The sequence below is a fragment of the Rhizobium ecuadorense genome (genome assembly GCF_001187535.1).
GTDB classification, from domain to species: Bacteria; Pseudomonadota; Alphaproteobacteria; order Rhizobiales; family Rhizobiaceae; genus Rhizobium; species Rhizobium ecuadorense.
Genome location: NZ_LFIO01000809.1, coordinates 1 through 250, shown reverse-complemented (window position 1 = coordinate 250; position 250 = coordinate 1). Strand labels below are relative to the sequence as shown.

The 250-nt window shown below is 57.6% G+C and carries 1 pseudogene; it reads left to right on the top strand.

What is annotated here, in order from left to right:
- Nucleotides 1-61 precede the first annotated feature (61 nt).
- Nucleotides 62-250: pseudogene (locus AF337_RS14120) on the top strand (sugar ABC transporter substrate-binding protein); the annotation flags it as partial.

Here is a 250-nt window from a genome sequence, read left to right as displayed (position 1 = left end):
GCCGAAGGCGGTGACTGCGCATCCCAGTGAATTGAGCTCAAGAATAATGAAGGATGGGAACATGCATAAATTGATCTTGCCTCTACTTGCATCAGCAGCCCTGGCAATCGCCGTACCCGCTCTTGGCCAGGACGCCAAGCCGCTTGCCGGCCAGTCGATCACGGTGCTCATGCCATCGCCGCAGGGACCGAATATTGCCTCTGACTTCGAGGCCGAAACCGGCATTCACGTCGACCTGCAGACCTTCTCC